Genomic DNA, 17,213 nt, shown 5'->3' on the forward strand with positions numbered 1-17,213 from the left:
CTTAATAGAATGATAAACTATAGACTGTCATTTTAGGGAAAAAATTATCCACAACTTAAGATTGGGGGGAAATAATTGCAAAATATAAATAACTCAACTGATCCAAAACTAACAGAATTTTGGGATTATTTTACAAACAAACTTAGATCTCAATTAACATCTGTCAGTTATTCAACTTGGGTTGAAAGTGCAAATCCCTTATACATAGATGGAAATAACATTTATATTTCAGTCCCAACAAAACTGCATAAGGACTATTGGGAACGAAATTACACCGAAAAAATTGCTATTTACTCATATGAATTAAACGGAATTGAACTTAACCCAATTATTGAAAATGATGATGAAGTCACAAAAAAAGAGGAACAAGAAATTGCTCCCCAAGTTGAGCCAGCCACTGAAACTGCTCAACCAAAACATATATTTCATAATTCACATTTGAATCCGAAATATACTTTTTCATCATTTATTGTCGGTAGTGGAAACCAAATGGCTCACGCCGCAGCTCTTGCTGCAGCTGAAGATCCAGGTGGTGTCTACAATCCATTATTTATTTATGGAGGCGTTGGTTTAGGAAAAACTCATTTAATGCAAGCTATTGGACATCAAATGATCAAACTCGATCCAACCGCCAAAGTGAAATACGTTACCAGTGAAACTTTCGCAAATGACTTTATTAATTCCATCCAAATGAGGACACAGGATGATTTTCGTCAAGAATATCGCAACGTCGATCTACTATTAATAGATGACATTCAATTTTTTGCCGAAAAAGAGGGTACTCAGGAGGAATTTTTCCATACTTTTAACGAATTGTACGAAAATGGTAAGCAAATTGTCATGACTTCTGACCGCTTGCCAAATGAAATCCCTAAATTACAAGCCAGATTGGTTTCCCGTTTCACTAGTGGTTTATCAGCTGATATCACTGCTCCTGATCTCGAAACTCGAATTGCTATTCTAAGAAACAAAGCCAAAGCGGAACATCTAGAGATTCCTAATGATACTTTGTCTTACATTGCTGCGCAGATTGACACAAATGTCCGTGAACTTGAAGGTGCTTTGATACGTGTTCAAGCTTATTCAACGACCAAAAACACTGATATAACCAAATCTGTTGCTGCTGATGCTTTGAAGGCCTTTAAACTATCTAATGATAAAAAAGGTTTATCCATCGCAAAAATTCAAAGCAAAGTTGCGAAATTTTATCATGTCTCCGTACAAGATTTAAAAGGTAAGAAACGTGTGAAATCAATTGTTGTGCCTCGACAAATCGCGATGTACTTGGCTCGAGAGCTGACAGATCGATCACTTCCACAAATTGGTATGGAATTTGGCGGAAAAGATCATACAACTGTTATGCATTCTTGTGATAAAATATCCGAATTGGCTCTAAAAGATGACGATTTAAAACGTTCCATCAACGAATTAAAAGATGACCTTAGAAATTAACATGTTCATAACTTTTGAGTTTTCCCAGAGTTATCCACACCTGTTAATAACATTCGAAAATCTTATGAATATTAAGTTTTAGTGACTTATCCACAGTTTTAACAGGCCCTACTACTACTTCTATATTTATATTAATTAATTAAAAAAGGGAGTTACCTATGAAATTTTCTATTGACCGATCAAAATTCATCAACCAAACAAGTAACGTTCAAAGAGCAATTTCAACAAAGACAACTATTCCAATTTTGACTGGAATGAAATTAGATCTTTCTGAAAGTGGTTTGACTATTACCGGAAGTAATTCAGATATTTCAATTACTTCATTCATTTCTAAAGAAAATTCTGAAAATGATTTAAAAATTGAAAATACTGGCTCAATTGTTTTACCAGCTAGATTTTTCAATGAAATCATTAAGAAACTTCCTGGTGACAACTTTGAACTTGAAGTTTTGGAAAATAATCAAACTTTAATTAAATCAGGTGTTTCTGAATTTACTATCAACGGATTAGATGCCGTTAATTATCCACACCTTCCAGAAGTAGAAACTGACAATCAGTTAGTTCTACCAACAGATGTCTTTAAAGAAGTTGTTAATCAAACTGTTATTGCTGTTTCGACTCAAGAAAGCCGTCCAGTTCTAACTGGTGTTAATTTCCTAATCAGTAATGAAGGATTAACAGCAGTTGCTACAGATAGTCATCGTCTTTCTCAAAGAAGAATCAACATTACTAGTGATGAAGACTACAATTTGATCATTCCTGGTAAGAGTTTGACTGAATTAGTTAGAACTATCAGTGACAGTGTTAAAGAAATTTCAATGTCAATCTCAGAAAATCAAGTTTTGTTCAGTTTTGACAACATCATGTTCTACTCAAGACTATTGGATGGTAGATATCCTGAAACTGATCGTTTGATTCCTGAAGAATCAAGTACTAAGTTGACATTCGACTCTTCAAAACTATTAGCCTCAGTTGAACGTGCATCTTTGCTTTCACACGAAAGTAGAAATAACGTTATTAAATTGGAAATCAAGGCTGTGGATAAAAAAGCTACTCTTTATGGTAATTCTCCAGAAGTTGGTACTGTGGAGGAAGTCTTGGATTTTGACAACCTTGAAGGGGAAGATTTAGAGATTTCATTCAACCCTGATTATTTGAAAGATGCTTTGAGATCATTTGGTAGCAATACTACAATCGAAATGAGTTTCACATCTCCATTGCATCCATTTACACTAAGACCTGTTGAAGATCGTGATAATTTCGTACAACTTATCACTCCAGTTCGTACATTTTAATGTGAAATTAGCCAAATAGGCTGAACTTTTCGGTTCGGCCTATTTTTTTTTGCATTATATATTTAAACGCCGTAGTTTTGCGTAAGAACTTTTTTTGAACAATTTTAGTGGGTGGATACTCATTATCGGAAAAATTGCTCAAAACGGCTGATATTTCGTTCTGAGTTGTTTTTTATTGTGAAAACAACTATAATATTAGTATGTCATTAATGGATAAATCTAATAAATAGGGTGTTAACTATGTCTGAAAAAATTAAGCTTGAAACTGAATTTATTACTTTAGGTCAACTTTTAAAAGATGAAGGTGTCATCGGGACTGGTGGCCAAGCCAAATGGTTTTTGAAAGAAAATTCAGTCTTACTTAATGGCAGTCCTGAGGATCGTCGCGGTAAGAAGTTACGTTCTGGCGATGTAATAGTTGTCGGTGATCAAACTTTTGAAATTGAATAAATGTTTGTTAAAGAACTAAAACTTCAAAATTACCGTAACTATGAATCCTTGCAGGTCGAATTTTCACCAAACATTAATGTGTTTTTAGGTGAGAATGCCCAAGGCAAGACCAATTTATTAGAGGCTATGTACTTTTTAGCTTTAACAAGAAGCCATCGAACATCAAATGACAAGGATTTAATTAAGTGGGGCAGTGATTTTGCTCGAATTTCTGGAACCGTGATAAAAGATAATTCTAGTCGCTTGAAGTTAGATTTGGTGATTAGTAAATCTGGTAAAAAGGCTAAATTGAATAATTTAGAGCAACGTAAGTTGTCAACGTACATTGGTAATTTGAATGTAGTTCTTTTTTCACCGGAAGATCTTTCAATCGTTAAAGGTAATCCAGGAATCAGGCGGAAATTCATTGATATGGAATTTGGTCAAATGTCGACGCAGTATTTGAAGACAATGAGTCAATTCCGTTCGGTTTTAAAACAACGTAATGCGTATTTGAAGAAACTTCAGCATCATCAAGCAAAGGATTTGATCTATTTGGATGTTTTATCCGATCAATTTGCGGCTTATTGTGCTGAAGTAGTTTTTTCACGCTTACAATTTTTGCAAAAGCTTCAAGGCTATATTGAAAAGATTCATGCAAACATAACTGAAGATCATGAAAAATTAGAAATTACTTACAGCACATTTTTCAATACTGATGGTAAAACTCTTGAAAATATTTATGATATTTTCAAAGATACTTTCAAAAAGAATTATCAACGTGAAATTCAACGTGGTGTGACCTTAGCTGGACCGCATCGTGATGATATCAAGTTTTTAGTTAATGGAAAAAATGCTCAAGATTTTGGTTCGCAAGGTCAACAGCGTTCGGTTGCACTAAGTTTGAAATTAGCTGAAGTTGAATTGATGAAAGATCAAGTTGGTGATTATCCGATTCTTTTATTAGATGACGTGTTATCGGAACTTGATCACAAACGCCAAACCCATTTACTGTCGTCGATCAAACAAGGAATTCAAACGTTTATCACGACAACATCAATAGATGATGTGGATCCTGATTTGGTGAAGAATCCGAATATCTTAAATATTAATAATGGCAAAGTTCAACAGGAGGAGATTTAATGGCTGAAGACAGAAAAGCTGAGCTAGAAAAAAGAGAAGAACAAGTCGAAGAATATGATGCTAGTCAAATTCAAGTTCTTGAAGGACTAGAGGCTGTTCGTAAACGTCCCGGTATGTATATTGGCTCTACTAGTAAGCAAGGTTTACACCACCTTGTTTGGGAAATTATTGATAATGGTATTGATGAAGCTTTAGCTGGCTTCGCAACAAAGATTGAAGTTACTGTTGAACCTGATAACTCCATTACTGTTACTGATGATGGACGTGGTATTCCAGTTGATATTCAAAAGAAAACTGGTAAACCAGCTCTTGAAACGGTTTATACAATTTTGCATGCCGGAGGAAAATTCGGCGGTGGCGGATACAAGGTATCTGGTGGACTTCACGGTGTTGGTGCCTCAGTTGTTAACGCCTTGAGTAGTGAGCTAGATGTTGAAGTTGTTCGTGGTGGAAAACGCTACGGTATCGACTTTAAACGTGGCAAGGTCAATAATGCCATGCACATTATTGGTGATGCTAAAGAATTTGAACATGGTACGAGAGTTCACTTTGTGCCAGATCCTGATATCTTTACAGAAACAACAATTTACGATGATAAAGTTTTAACGACTAGAATTCGTGAACTAGCTTTCTTAAATAAAGGACTCAAACTTACATTTACAGATAAAAGAGCTGATACAGCTGAAAAATTAGTATTCCATTATGAAGGCGGAATTAGAAGTTACGTTGAATTTATGGATAAGGATAAAGAAGTTCTCTTTGATGAACCAATTTATCTTGAAGGTGTTCAAGACGGTATTACAGTTGAAGTTTCATTGCAATATACTGATGAATATCACACTAATTTGATGACTTTCGCTAATAACATTCATACCTATGAAGGTGGAACTCACGAAGTTGGATTCAAGACAGCTTTGACACGTGTTATTAACGATTACGCTCACAAAAATAAAATGTTAAAAGATACTGAAAAATTATCTGGTGAAGATGTTCGTGAAGGAATGACTGCGGTTGTTTCAATCAAGCATCCGGATCCACAATTTGAAGGTCAAACTAAGACTAAGCTTGGAAATAGTGATGCCAGAACAATCACTGATCGTTTATTTAGTGAACACTTCTCCAAGTTCTTGATGGAAAACCCTGACGTCGCTAAAAAGATTGTTGAAAAGGGTTCTCTAGCAACAAAGGCACGTCTAGCTGCTAAACGTGCTCGTGAAGTAACTAGAAAGCAAAATGGATTGGAAATCAGTAATTTACCTGGTAAGTTAGCTGATAATGCTAGTAAAGATCCTGCAATTTCTGAATTATTCATTGTCGAGGGTGATTCTGCTGGTGGTTCCGCAAAAACTGGTCGTTCACGTTTAACACAAGCCATTCTACCTATTAGAGGTAAGATCTTGAACGTTGAAAAAGCTTCAATGGACAAGATTTTGGCTAATGAAGAAATTAGAACATTGTTCACAGCTATGGGTACAGGTTTTGGAGAAGATTTCGATATTTCTAAAGCAAGATATCATAAGATCATTATCATGACCGATGCCGATGTCGATGGTGCTCATATCAGAACTTTGCTTTTGACATTACTTTACAGATATATGCGTCCGGTTGTTGATGCAGGATATGTTTATATTGCCAAGCCACCTTTGTATCAAGTACGCCAAGGTAAGATGATGCAGTACTTTGATACTGATAAAGAAAAAGATGATTTCGTTGAACAATTACCACCAAAGCCAGAACCAAAGATTCAACGTTACAAGGGTCTTGGTGAAATGGATGCTGATCAACTTTGGGAAACAACTATGGACCCTGAGAAGAGAAGATTGGACCGTGTTAACCTCGATGACGCTATCGAAGCTAATGAAATTTTCTCAATGTTGATGGGTGATAAAGTTGAACCTAGAAGAGAATTCATTGAAGAAAATGCACGATATGCTGAAGTAGATTATTAGGGAGGATGGCAATTTAATGGCAGATCATAGAATAGAAAATGTTAACTTGACAGAAGTCATGAAGAATTCCTTCGTTGACTACGCTGCCAGTGTTATCGTGTCACGTGCTTTACCTGACGTGCGTGATGGTCTAAAACCAGTTCATCGCCGTATTCTTTATGGTATGAATGAGTTAGGTGTTACACCTGACAAACCATATAAGAAGAGTGCCCGTTTCGTTGGTGATATTATGGGTAAATATCATCCTCATGGGGATTCGGCTATTTATGAATCAATGGTTAGAATGGCGCAGGATTTTAGTTATCGTTATCCATTAGTTGATGGACACGGAAACTTTGGATCTATTGATGGTGATCCACCTGCTGCTATGCGTTATACCGAGGCAAGAATGAGTAAGATGGCAGTTGAAATGTTGCGTGATATCAACAAAGATACTGTTGACCTTGTTCCTAACTACGATGGTGAAGAAAAAGAACCAATGGTATTGCCAGCCCGATTCCCTAACCTTTTGGTTAATGGTGCAACTGGTATCGCTGTTGGTATGACAACTAATATTCCATCACATAACTTAAAAGAAGTTATTGACGCACTCCATATTTTGATGAGAAATAAGGATGCTACTGTCGCTGATTTGATGAAAGTTATTCCTGGACCTGATTTCCCAACAGGTGGAATTATCATGGGTCGTTCTGGTATCAGAAAAGCCTATGAAAATGGTAAAGGAACAATTATTCTACGTGCTAAAGTTGATGTAGTTACTAAAAAGAGTGGCGCAGAACAGATTATTGTTACTGAACTTCCTTATATGGTTAATAAAGCTCGTCTTGTTGAAAGAATTGCTGAATTAGCTCGTGAAAAGAAGCTAGAAGGAATTACTGATTTAAACGATGAGTCAGACCGTGAAGGTATGCGTATTGTTATTGATATTCGTCGTGATATGAGTGCTTCCGTAGTACTTAATAATCTTTACAAATTAACACAACTTCAAATTTCATATGGTATCAACATGGTTGCTATCGTGGGTAAAACTCCTAGAGTCTTCTCATTGAAGGGCATCTTAGTTGAATACTTGAAGCATCAAGAAATTGTTATCAGACGTAGAACTGAATTTGAATTGAAACGTGCTAAAGCTCGTGCTCACATTCTTGAAGGATTGAGAATTGCTTTGGATCATATTGATGAAATCATCAGTATCATCCGTGGTTCACAAACTTCAGCGATTGCTAAGCAAACGTTAATGGATAAGTACAAGTTATCTGACAAACAATCACAAGCTATCTTGGATATGCGTTTGGTTCGTTTGACAGGTTTGGAACGTGACAAAGTTGAATCAGAGTATCAAGATTTGTTAGTTAAGATTGCTGACTTTGAAGATATTTTGGCTAAACCAGAACGTGTTGATAAAATTATTTATGACGAATTGTTGGAAATTCAAGAAAAATTCGGTGACGATAGAAGAACTGAAATTCGTGCTAGCGAAGTTGCTAATATCGAAGATGAAGATCTAATCGAAGAAGAAAATATTCTAGTTGTATTGACACACAATGGCTATATCAAACGTTTGTCTGCGGATGAATTCCGTGTTCAAAATCGTGGTGGCCGTGGAGTTCAAGGTATGGGAATTCATGATGATGATTTCATTGAACAAATGATTTATACATCAACACATGACCGTCTCTTGTTCTTTACTAATGCCGGTAAAGTTTATCGAATCAAGGGTTATGAAGTTCCCGAATATGGCCGTACGGCTAAGGGAATTCCAGTAATTAACCTATTGAATATCGAAAAGGGTGAAAAGATTCAAACTGTTATCAATGTTGACCGTGATGTTGATGTCGATAATTCATATTTGTTCTTCGTAACTAAATATGGGACAGTTAAGCGTACTCCAGTAACTGATTTCGCTAATATCAGACATTCTGGTTTACGTGCAATCACTCTTAGGGATGAAGATGAATTGACTAATGTCTTCTTAACAGATGGTGATAAGGTCATTATCATCGGAACTCATAAAGGTTATGCCGTAACATTTAAAGAAAGCGATGTTCGTCCAATGGGAAGAACTGCTGCTGGTGTTCGTGGTATTAAACTTCGTGAGGAAGATTATGTTGTCGGCTCTTCAATTGCTGAAGAAGGACAAGAAATTCTAACTATTTCCGAAAAAGGTTATGGTAAGAGAACTTCCGTCAGTGAATATCCTATTAAGGGACGTGGCGGTAAAGGTATCAAGACCGCCAACGTTACTGAAAAGAATGGTCCAATCGCTGGATTGACAGTAGTTGACGGTGATGAAGATATCATGTTGATTACTGACAAAGGTGTTATGATTCGCTTTGGCGTTCATAGTGTCTCACAAACTGGACGTGCAACTTTAGGTGTTAGATTAATCAAGGTTGATGACGATTCAATCGTTTCAACTATGGCTAAGATTGCTGATGACTCAGATGAAGAAGACGATGATTCATCTTCTGATAATGAGACACCAACTAATGATGAAACATCTGAAACAGATAATAATTAAAACTCAATCGTTTCTGCGTAATTTAGATATGTATCCTAATCGGGATGCGTGTCAGGCAGAAACGATTTTTTTATTAGAAATTTTTCTAGTAATTGGTAGGGATTTATGATAAACTCATAACTTGTGAGTATAAAATTGCAGTTAATTTATGCTCCTTGTTCTTTAATTAGAACCATTAGACCATAAGGAGGTGTACAGTCCATGGCTGAAGCACATTACGAAATTACATATATCATTAAACCTGATATTGAAGAAGACGCAAAGAAAACATTAATCGATCGTTACGATAAGATTATTGCTGACAACGGCTCAAAAGTAATCGACTCAAAAGACTGGGAAAAGAAACGTTTAGCATATGAAATTGCTAACTACAAAGAAGGTATCTATCATATTATTAATGTAGATGCTGAAAATGATGAAGCAATTAACGAATTCGACCGTCTTTCAAAGATCGACGATAACATTCTTCGTCACATGATCGTTAGACGTGAAGACTAGTTTTGTTTCACGTGAAACATTTTAAGGAGGCAGATAAATGATTAATCGAGTAGTTCTAGTTGGACGCCTGACACGTGATCCTGAATTAAGATACACTGCCAATGGGGCAGCGGTTGCCAGTTTTACAGTTGCTGTAAACAGACAATTTACTAATTCTCAAGGTGAACGTGAAGCCGATTTTATTAATTGTGTTATTTGGAGAAAAGCTGCCGAGAATTTTGCTAATTTCACTAACAAAGGTTCTCTTGTTGGAATTGATGGACGTCTTCAAACACGTAACTATGAAAACCAACAAGGTCAAAGAGTTTATGTAACAGAAGTTGTCGTTGATAATTTCTCATTACTTGAATCTCGTTCAGAATCTGAAAAGAGAAACTCTGGCAATGGTTCTTCTAACAATGCTAATCCAAATCAAGCACCTAGCTATAATCAACCAAGTCAATCAAATCAGTCTCCATATGGAAACAATAATAACCAAAGTAACAACAATAGTAATAACAACAATAATCAATCTAACAATTCAAACAATAATATGAGCGATCCGTTTGCTGACAATAGTAAACCAATCGACATATCAGATGACGATTTACCATTTTAATATAGAAGGGAGCAATTATAATGGCCCAACAAAGAAGAGGCGGACGTAGAAGACGTAAAGTTGACTTCATCGCTGCTAACCATATCGAATACATCGATTACAAAGATACAGACTTACTTAAGAGATTTATCTCAGAACGTGGTAAGATTTTGCCAAGACGTGTTACAGGTACAAGTGCTAAGAACCAACGTAAACTTACTGTAGCTATCAAGAGAGCAAGAATCATGGCTCTATTACCATTCGTTGCTGAAGACTAATTCTTCACAATTAATTAAAGATCACATTCAGGTGGTCTTTTTTTTATGCTCTCTTAGCGACTATGTCGCTAAGAGAATATTATGCATATATTCGAAAGAATACATACGTTCATACAGTACCTCTATTAAAAGAAGTTATTAAATGGATATATGGGGTAAAGATGATAAAGAGAATTAGGCCTAAAGAGGGGCCTAATTCTCTTTATTTTTTATGAATAAAATGATAGCGGTTACTAAAAACGTCATATATAGTTGACATAAAGATTAATGTGCTTTATATTAAAAGTGTCAAATATATATGACTTTTAGGAAAATGGGTGAATCAATGAATCGGGTTCGTGAATATCGACGTGCTAAAAAATTATCGCAAATGGCCTTAGCGGAAGAAATTGGAGTTGCGCGTCAAACGATTAATTTAATTGAGAATGGTAAATATAATCCATCTTTAGATTTGTGCTTAAAATTGGCTTGGGTTTTGGATACTGATTTGAATACATTGTTTTGGAGGGATGAAGATGAAAAAAGTTAATGACCGAGTATTAAGATGGTTCTTTGGAATATCAGGTGTAATAGATGAACAAGTGAAATCAGAAATTGGCAAGCTTTCCGTAGAAGCATTGATAGCAGTGTTCATTTTTGAAGTACTTTTCAATATTGGGATTGGTACTTACATATATTTCGGTACAATAAAAGATCTTGAATCATTCTTCTTATTCATAATGACATTACATTTATTTTTAGTAATAGGTATTATCACATTCTTTACCAGTTTTAGATTGCAGCGCAGAGGAGTTCTTAATCAAGAGGTCACAACTAAGGCAGGGAAAAGAAATGCAATCAAATCGATTCTTAATAAATACCTGACAAAGCTGCCAATGATGTTTCTTCTTATCTGGTTGTTAGTAACATCCCTTGATTTTAATGGTCAAAACTTTATGGATACTTTATTGAGTTGGTCATCTATCCGTCAGGCTTTGCAACCATCAATAGTCTTAACGATTATCTTTATAATTATTGATATATCTAAGATTAGATTGCTAAAAGATGAAAGTTAAACTATACCTAAGTTTCTACAAGCTCAGAGGGGGAAGATATGAATAAGTTCGATAGATTCGTAATTAAATGGTTTTTAGGTTCAACAACAGTGATTGATGAAAGAACTAAAAATGAATTAGGAATGGCCGCAATACGTGCAGCGTTTGCTTTCTTTGTATTTGAAATGTTGTTTGCTTTAGGGTCGACTATTTATTTAATAAATGCAGATGTGAAAAATTATGAAAATACGTTATATGTAACTATGCTTATCCAAATAATTATGACCTTCGCTATTCTCATTGGATTCATTTCTATCCCACTAGCAAAGAAAAAATTGGGTAATAAAGAAATCAGTCCTGGTAAGAAAAAGAAAACAATGAAGACCATCAAGAATTATTGGATCAAAATGGCACCAATGGAGTTTTTGATTTATTGGTTAGTAAGTGTAGCGTTAAATACAAATAGGAATAGTTTTTTTAATAATTTGTTTGATCCACGTCGAATTACAGACGCATTGATATTCACTGTGATTTTTAGTATATTTATGTATCTCAAAGAACGAAGAAGTATTCATGTCGTTAAAGATGACAAATAATTGAAAAACACCGGCATTTCCTTATTTATCTAAGGAGTGTGGGTGTTTTTGTCCACAAGATGGGTGTTATATATGAAGAAAGAAAAGGTCGGCTGTGATAAAATTAAGGGGTATATCTAAGAGGGGACTAATATGAAAAAGCTAAAATCTAATCTGAAATTCTTCCTTTCGCGAGTTGACCATTCAACTCAACTTACGGCAGTCTCTTTGATCGTGATGTTGCTATCGATTTTGGTGGTTGGATTGTTCCACGGTTCTATTAGTGGCTACATTCAAGCTATCTTGGTCATCATCTCATTAGTATTGTTTGTTTACTTGTTCTTATTACTAGGCGAGAAAGCTGGTAAGTACACAAATAACTTGCAGTATCGAATTGATCGGGGAACGGATAACAGTTTCGTTGAGTATCCACTAGGAATACTTTTGTATGATACTGATAAACAGATTCAATGGGTTAATCCCTACTTTGTAGAGAAGACGGGCTTTAATCCGTCAAATAGTATGAGTGTTAAAGATATATCAGCGGAATTGTCGAAATTGATCGATGAAGATAATCATGCCGATAGTAAGACAATTCAAATTGACGATAAGTACTTCTTAGTACAAGTCCAAAGTGAATTGAAAGTAATATATTTGTTTGAAATCACACATTATTCTAAAATTGAAAAACGTTATGAGGATAATCGTTCAGTAATCGGTCAAGTTTACTTGGATAATTATGCAGAAATAACGCAATCGATGAGTGATCGAGATGTATCTAATTTGGATAATTACATTACTAATGAATTATCTAATTGGGCATCTAAGGAACAAATGTTTTTGAAGCGAATTGATGACGATCATTTCTTCATCATGGCCTATACAGGACGTATCTTTGATATGGAGAAAAATGGCTTTAAGATTCTCGATACTATTCGTGAGTTTACATCTCAACAGAACGTTCCACTTACTTTAAGTATGGGCTTCTCTTACGGTGTAGATGATTTGCACAAACTTAACGATGAAGCACAAAAGAATCTTAACTTGGCGCTTGGCCGAGGTGGAGATCAGGTCGTAGTTAAGGAAATCGGTGAGAAAGCTCGTTTCTATGGTGGAAATACCGATCCAATGGAGAAGAGAACTCGTGTCCGTGCCAGAATGATCAGCGAAGCCTTACAGGAGTTATTGAAAGACAGCGACCAAGTTATTGTTATGGGGCATTCACACCCTGATATGGATGTTTTGGGGTCTTCATTGGGTATTAGAAGAATTGCTATGATGAACAATACACCATGTAAAGTTGTTATTAATCCAAATACTTTGCATTCTGATGTTAGTCGTCTTTTAGGAATGATCGATAAAGATCCTGAAATCAAGAAGGATATTATTACACCAGATGAATCAATTGCTATTAGAACGTCGAAGACTTTGATCGTAATGGTGGATCATTCTAAACAAAGTATTTCTATCAATCCTGATTTGTATAAAGGTGAGAATGAAAAGATCGTTGTCATTGATCACCACAGAAGAAGTGAAGAGTTCCCTGAGAATCCAATGTTGATTTACATTGAACCTTACGCTTCTTCAACCAGTGAATTAATTACTGAGATGCTTGAGTATCAACCAAAGAATAAGAAGGCAATCGAAAAAATCGAAGCAACGGCCTTGTTAGCTGGAATTACCGTTGATACGAAGTCATTCTCACTTAGAACTGGTACTAGAACATTTGATGCGGCCAGTTACTTACGTTCAGTTGGTGCTGACGAGACAGTTATTCAAAATGTTCTAAAAGAAAATATTGATTCATTTATTCAGAGAAATCATCTAATCGAAACGGTAACAATGGTTAATGGGAACATGGCGGTTTGTTTTGGCGAAGAGGATAAGCCTTACGATCCAGTTATTGTTGCCCAGGCAGCTGATACATTGTTATCATTAGATAATGTTGAGGCTTCATTTGTAATTAGCAAACGTCCAGATGGTCGGGTTGGTATCTCAGCTCGTAGTTTGGGTAATGTCAATGTACAAGTCATTATGGAAAAACTCGGCGGTGGTGGACACTTGTCTGATGCCGCAACTCAGATTCCGGATTCAACAGTAGATGATGTTAAACGTCAATTGATTGATGTTTTGACAGGTTCCGACAAGAAATAAGGAGGGTCATTATGAAAGTTATTTTCCTAAAGGATGTTAGAGGTAAAGGTAAGAAGGGTGAAGTAAAGAACGTTGCTACAGGCTACGCCCAAAACTTTTTGATTAAAAATAATGAAGCTATCGAAGCTACTAAGGCTAACGTAGCTAAATTGAAGGCTGAACAAAATCGTGAAGCCAAAGATTACGAAGCTGAAAAAGCTGAAGCTAAAGTTCTTAAAGGTGAAATCGAAAACGACAAAACTGTTGTTGAAGTTCTTGCTAAATCAGGTGCCGATGGTCGACTATTTGGTTCAGTAACAACTAAGAAGATTGCTGACGAACTTAACAAACAATATGATATTAAAGTTGATAAACACAAGATGGAACTAACTGATGGTATCAAGTCACTCGGATATATTAATGTACCTGTTAAATTATTCGAAGGTGTCGAAGCCACAATTAGAGTTCATGTTGCTGAAAAGAAGTAGGATATAAATGAATAATGATATAACTTCAAGAATACCGCCCAATGATAAGGATGCTGAGCAAGCCGTATTAGGAGCGGTTTTTCTGAGCCAAGATGCTTTGATTGAAGCTATGGAATACGTTGAGGCAGATGATTTCTATCAACATGCCAATCAATTAGTATTTCAAGCCATGATGAATTTAAATGATGAAGAAGAACCAGTCGATGTTGTGACGGTTCAAAATGAACTAGATCGTCAAAATCAAATTGAGGACATTGGTGGGGTGAGCTACTTAGCTGAATTAGCTAATGCAGTTCCTACTGCTGCCAATACGGCTTATTACGCCAAGATCGTTAAGAACAAGTCCGTCTTGAGACGTTTGATCAATGCAGCGACTAATATCGTTTCCCGTAGTTTTGAGGGGGATGAAGATGTTGACAGTATCATCGATCAGTCTGAAAAAGACATCATGGATGTTTCTGAGAATAGAAATCATAAGGGATTCAGAAGAATTTCAGATGTTGTAAAGTCTTCTTTCGAAGAAATTGACAAGTTATATGATCAAGATAGTGATGTTACAGGACTTTCAACAGGCTATAAAGATCTTGATGCGATGACGACTGGTCTACATAAAGATGAATTGATCATCTTAGCTGCTCGTCCGGGTGTTGGTAAAACAGCTTTTGCTTTGAACCTAGCTCAAAACGCAGCGACTAAATCGAATGCTACTGTAGCCATCTTTTCTTTGGAAATGGGTGCTGAACAGTTAGTTAACCGTATGCTCTGTTCTGAAGGTAGTATTGATGCTAATTCACTAAGAACTGGTAAATTGGATGAGAATCAATGGAACAGTTTGGTTGTGGCCATGGGAAGTCTTTCTCGGACTAATGTCTATATTGATGACACTCCTGGTGTTAAGATGGCCGAAATTAGATCTAAATGTCGTCGTTTGTTAAAAGAAAGCGGCAAATTGGATCTTGTGATCGTCGATTATTTGCAATTGATCGAAGGTACTGGTCAAGAAAATAGACAACAAGAAGTTTCTGTTATTTCTCGTGGTATGAAAAAATTAGCAAAAGAACTTCATGTACCAATAATCGCGTTATCACAGCTTTCCCGTGGTGTGGAAGCGCGTCAAGATAAAAGACCAATGTTGTCAGATATCCGTGAATCTGGTTCAATTGAACAGGATGCTGATATCGTTGCCTTTCTTTATCGTGATGATTATTATCGTGATGAAGATGGGGATGACAATGATAATCAAGAGGATCCTGAGGATCAAGATGTAGGTGAAGTTGAAGTAATTGTCAGCAAGAACCGTTCAGGTCCTCGAGGAACCGCTAAGCTGTTGTTTGTAAAGTCTTATAATAAGTTTTCATCAATAGCGAATATTCCAGAAAATTAAATAGTGTAGGTGTAGAAGAAATGACGACAGTTGTTGTAGTAGGTACCCAATGGGGCGACGAAGGTAAAGGTAAGATTACTGATTATTTTAGTGGCGAAGCTAACATTATTGCACGTTACCAAGGTGGAGATAATGCTGGACATACCTTGAATATCGATAATCACGTTTACAAGTTAAGATCTGTCCCATCAGGAATTTTGTATCCAGATAAGACTAGTGTTATTGGAAACGGTGTTGTTTTGAATCTTGAATCACTACAAGAAGAGTTAGGTCGTCTTCATGATCAAGGTGTAGATACAACTAATTTAAAGATTTCTAACCGTGCACAGTTGATTCTTCCTTATCATATTGAATTAGATAAGTTACAAGAAAAAGCTAAAGGTGATTCTAAAGTTGGTACAACTAACCGTGGAATCGGACCTGCTTATACTGATAAAGCTTCACGTGTTGGTATTAGAATGGCTGATATTCTTGATAAAGACTTGTTTAAGGAATTATTGACAGAAAATCTTAAGCAAAAGAATGAACTATTCACAAAAATTTATGGTGTTGAACCAATGAATTTTGACGATATTTTTGAAAAATATTATCAAATTGGTCAACAACTTAAAAATCGTGTTATTGATACATCTGCCTATTTAAATAAAGAATTAAAGAACGGTCAAAATGTTCTATTCGAAGGTGCACAAGGAATCATGCTTGATATTGATCATGGTACTTACCCTTATGTAACTTCATCAAACCCAGCTGGTGGTGTAACTACTGGTGCCGGTATCGGTGCTCCTTTGATCGATAATGTTATCGGTGTAGTTAAAGCTTACACATCCCGTGTTGGTGCTGGTCCATTCCCAACAGAACAATTGAATGAAGAAGGCGACTTCCTACGTGAAGCTGGTCATGAATATGGAACAGTTACACATCGTCCAAGACGTATCGGTTGGTTAGACTTAGTTGTTCTAAAACATTCATGTAATGTATCAGGTGTAACTCATTTGTCATTGAACTGTTTGGATGTTTTAACAGGACTTAAAGAAATTAAGATTTGTACAGGTTATGATTTGAATGGCAAGATCATTGATGAATATCCTGCTAACTTGAACGTCCTAGCTAAGTGCAAACCAGTTTACAAGACATTCCCAGGCTGGACAGAGGACATGACTCAAGCTAAGAGCTTGAAGGAATTACCTCAAGCAGCATTGGATTATCTTGACTTTATCAAAGACCAATTAGGTGTTGAATATGCCACCGTTTCAGTTGGTCCTGATAGAGAACAAACAATTGAAGTAAATGATGTTTGGAAAGACTAAAAATATATAAACTAACTAAATTCAACGTAAAAACACTGAGGTGAAAGCCTTAGTGTTTTTTTTGAGCTTATTTTTTGCAATCATCTTAAAAGGTGTTATTATAAATATAACAAGTTAATGATAAAGTAACAAATATGAAAGAAGGATATA

The 17,213-nt window shown here is 35.8% G+C and carries 16 protein-coding genes; all 16 read left to right on the forward strand.

Annotated elements, in window-relative coordinates; genetic code table 11:
* Positions 1-75: 75 nt before the first annotated feature.
* The 16 genes from dnaA to ATN92_RS01460 all read left to right on the forward strand — a co-directional run bounded on the left by dnaA (position 76) and on the right by ATN92_RS01460 (position 17,063).
* Positions 76-1,452, forward strand: coding sequence for a chromosomal replication initiator protein DnaA (gene dnaA, locus ATN92_RS01385; RefSeq protein ID WP_082604616.1), 1,377 nt, complete (start codon positions 76-78; stop codon positions 1,450-1,452).
* 158 nt (positions 1,453-1,610) lie between these two features.
* A complete protein-coding gene (dnaN, locus tag ATN92_RS01390) occupies positions 1,611-2,747 on the forward strand; it encodes a DNA polymerase III subunit beta (RefSeq protein WP_056955147.1) in 1,137 nt (378 codons plus the stop codon).
* A gap of 240 nt (positions 2,748-2,987) precedes the next feature.
* A complete protein-coding gene (gene yaaA, locus ATN92_RS01395; RefSeq protein WP_056955149.1) occupies positions 2,988-3,197 on the forward strand; it encodes a S4 domain-containing protein YaaA in 210 nt (69 codons plus the stop codon).
* Positions 3,198-4,319 carry a DNA replication/repair protein RecF gene (gene recF / locus ATN92_RS01400; protein ID WP_056955152.1) on the forward strand — a complete coding sequence of 374 codons (1,122 nt, stop codon included), beginning with the start codon at positions 3,198-3,200 and terminating at the stop codon, positions 4,317-4,319.
* Complete coding sequence (gene gyrB / locus ATN92_RS01405) at positions 4,319-6,268, forward strand: DNA topoisomerase (ATP-hydrolyzing) subunit B (RefSeq protein ID WP_056955154.1); 1,950 nt, start codon at positions 4,319-4,321, stop codon at positions 6,266-6,268. Before recF ends, gyrB begins: the two co-directional genes overlap by 1 nt.
* Positions 6,269-6,284: 16 nt before the next feature.
* The gene (gene gyrA / locus ATN92_RS01410) at positions 6,285-8,789 is read left to right on the forward strand and encodes a DNA gyrase subunit A (protein ID WP_056955156.1); all 2,505 of its coding nucleotides are present in this window, start codon (positions 6,285-6,287) and stop codon (positions 8,787-8,789) included.
* Positions 8,790-8,990: 201 nt separating this feature from the next.
* Positions 8,991-9,287: a 30S ribosomal protein S6 gene (gene rpsF / locus ATN92_RS01415; protein WP_025085412.1), complete on the forward strand. Its 297-nt coding sequence runs from the start codon at positions 8,991-8,993 to the stop codon at positions 9,285-9,287.
* A gap of 37 nt (positions 9,288-9,324) precedes the next feature.
* A complete protein-coding gene (gene ssb / locus ATN92_RS01420) occupies positions 9,325-9,885 on the forward strand; it encodes a single-stranded DNA-binding protein (protein WP_056955158.1) in 561 nt (186 codons plus the stop codon).
* Positions 9,886-9,905: 20 nt separating this feature from the next.
* Positions 9,906-10,142, forward strand: coding sequence for a 30S ribosomal protein S18 (gene rpsR / locus ATN92_RS01425; RefSeq protein WP_025085410.1), 237 nt, complete (start codon positions 9,906-9,908; stop codon positions 10,140-10,142).
* Positions 10,143-10,467: 325 nt separating this feature from the next.
* On the forward strand, positions 10,468-10,671 hold the full coding sequence (locus tag ATN92_RS01430) for a helix-turn-helix transcriptional regulator (RefSeq protein WP_056955210.1): 204 nt from the start codon (positions 10,468-10,470) through the stop codon (positions 10,669-10,671).
* Positions 10,658-11,197 carry a DUF3278 domain-containing protein gene (locus ATN92_RS01435; RefSeq protein WP_056955160.1) on the forward strand — a complete coding sequence of 180 codons (540 nt, stop codon included), beginning with the start codon at positions 10,658-10,660 and terminating at the stop codon, positions 11,195-11,197. The genes ATN92_RS01430 and ATN92_RS01435 overlap by 14 nt, the downstream gene beginning before the upstream one ends.
* Positions 11,198-11,235: 38 nt before the next feature.
* A complete protein-coding gene (locus ATN92_RS01440; protein ID WP_056955162.1) occupies positions 11,236-11,772 on the forward strand; it encodes a DUF3278 domain-containing protein in 537 nt (178 codons plus the stop codon).
* 132 nt (positions 11,773-11,904) lie between these two features.
* Positions 11,905-13,905 carry a DHH family phosphoesterase gene (locus ATN92_RS01445; protein WP_056955163.1) on the forward strand — a complete coding sequence of 667 codons (2,001 nt, stop codon included), beginning with the start codon at positions 11,905-11,907 and terminating at the stop codon, positions 13,903-13,905.
* A gap of 11 nt (positions 13,906-13,916) precedes the next feature.
* A complete protein-coding gene (rplI, locus tag ATN92_RS01450; protein WP_056955165.1) occupies positions 13,917-14,372 on the forward strand; it encodes a 50S ribosomal protein L9 in 456 nt (151 codons plus the stop codon).
* Between the two features lie 7 nt (positions 14,373-14,379).
* Positions 14,380-15,756 carry a replicative DNA helicase gene (gene dnaB / locus ATN92_RS01455; protein ID WP_056955167.1) on the forward strand — a complete coding sequence of 459 codons (1,377 nt, stop codon included), beginning with the start codon at positions 14,380-14,382 and terminating at the stop codon, positions 15,754-15,756.
* Positions 15,757-15,776: 20 nt separating this feature from the next.
* A complete protein-coding gene (locus tag ATN92_RS01460; RefSeq protein ID WP_056955169.1) occupies positions 15,777-17,063 on the forward strand; it encodes an adenylosuccinate synthase in 1,287 nt (428 codons plus the stop codon).
* Positions 17,064-17,213: the final 150 nt, after the last annotated feature.

Source organism: Companilactobacillus bobalius (assembly GCF_009764355.1).

Excerpts from the sequence above, each read along its gene's own strand:
- gyrB (WP_056955154.1), top strand. The coding sequence starts at position 4,319 with ATGGCTGAAGACAGAAAAGCTGAGCTAGAAAAAAGAGAAGAACAAGTC.
- dnaB (WP_056955167.1), top strand. The coding sequence starts at position 14,380 with ATGAATAATGATATAACTTCAAGAATACCGCCCAATGATAAGGATGCT.
- rpsR (WP_025085410.1), top strand. The coding sequence starts at position 9,906 with ATGGCCCAACAAAGAAGAGGCGGACGTAGAAGACGTAAAGTTGACTTC.
- ssb (WP_056955158.1), top strand. The coding sequence starts at position 9,325 with ATGATTAATCGAGTAGTTCTAGTTGGACGCCTGACACGTGATCCTGAA.
- ATN92_RS01445 (WP_056955163.1), top strand. The coding sequence starts at position 11,905 with ATGAAAAAGCTAAAATCTAATCTGAAATTCTTCCTTTCGCGAGTTGAC.
- dnaN (WP_056955147.1), top strand. The coding sequence starts at position 1,611 with ATGAAATTTTCTATTGACCGATCAAAATTCATCAACCAAACAAGTAAC.
- rpsF (WP_025085412.1), top strand. The coding sequence starts at position 8,991 with ATGGCTGAAGCACATTACGAAATTACATATATCATTAAACCTGATATT.
- ATN92_RS01440 (WP_056955162.1), top strand. The coding sequence starts at position 11,236 with ATGAATAAGTTCGATAGATTCGTAATTAAATGGTTTTTAGGTTCAACA.
- ATN92_RS01430 (WP_056955210.1), top strand. The coding sequence starts at position 10,468 with ATGAATCGGGTTCGTGAATATCGACGTGCTAAAAAATTATCGCAAATG.
- ATN92_RS01460 (WP_056955169.1), top strand. The coding sequence starts at position 15,777 with ATGACGACAGTTGTTGTAGTAGGTACCCAATGGGGCGACGAAGGTAAA.
- ATN92_RS01435 (WP_056955160.1), top strand. The coding sequence starts at position 10,658 with ATGAAAAAAGTTAATGACCGAGTATTAAGATGGTTCTTTGGAATATCA.
- rplI (WP_056955165.1), top strand. The coding sequence starts at position 13,917 with ATGAAAGTTATTTTCCTAAAGGATGTTAGAGGTAAAGGTAAGAAGGGT.
- gyrA (WP_056955156.1), top strand. The coding sequence starts at position 6,285 with ATGGCAGATCATAGAATAGAAAATGTTAACTTGACAGAAGTCATGAAG.
- recF (WP_056955152.1), top strand. The coding sequence starts at position 3,198 with ATGTTTGTTAAAGAACTAAAACTTCAAAATTACCGTAACTATGAATCC.
- yaaA (WP_056955149.1), top strand. The coding sequence starts at position 2,988 with ATGTCTGAAAAAATTAAGCTTGAAACTGAATTTATTACTTTAGGTCAA.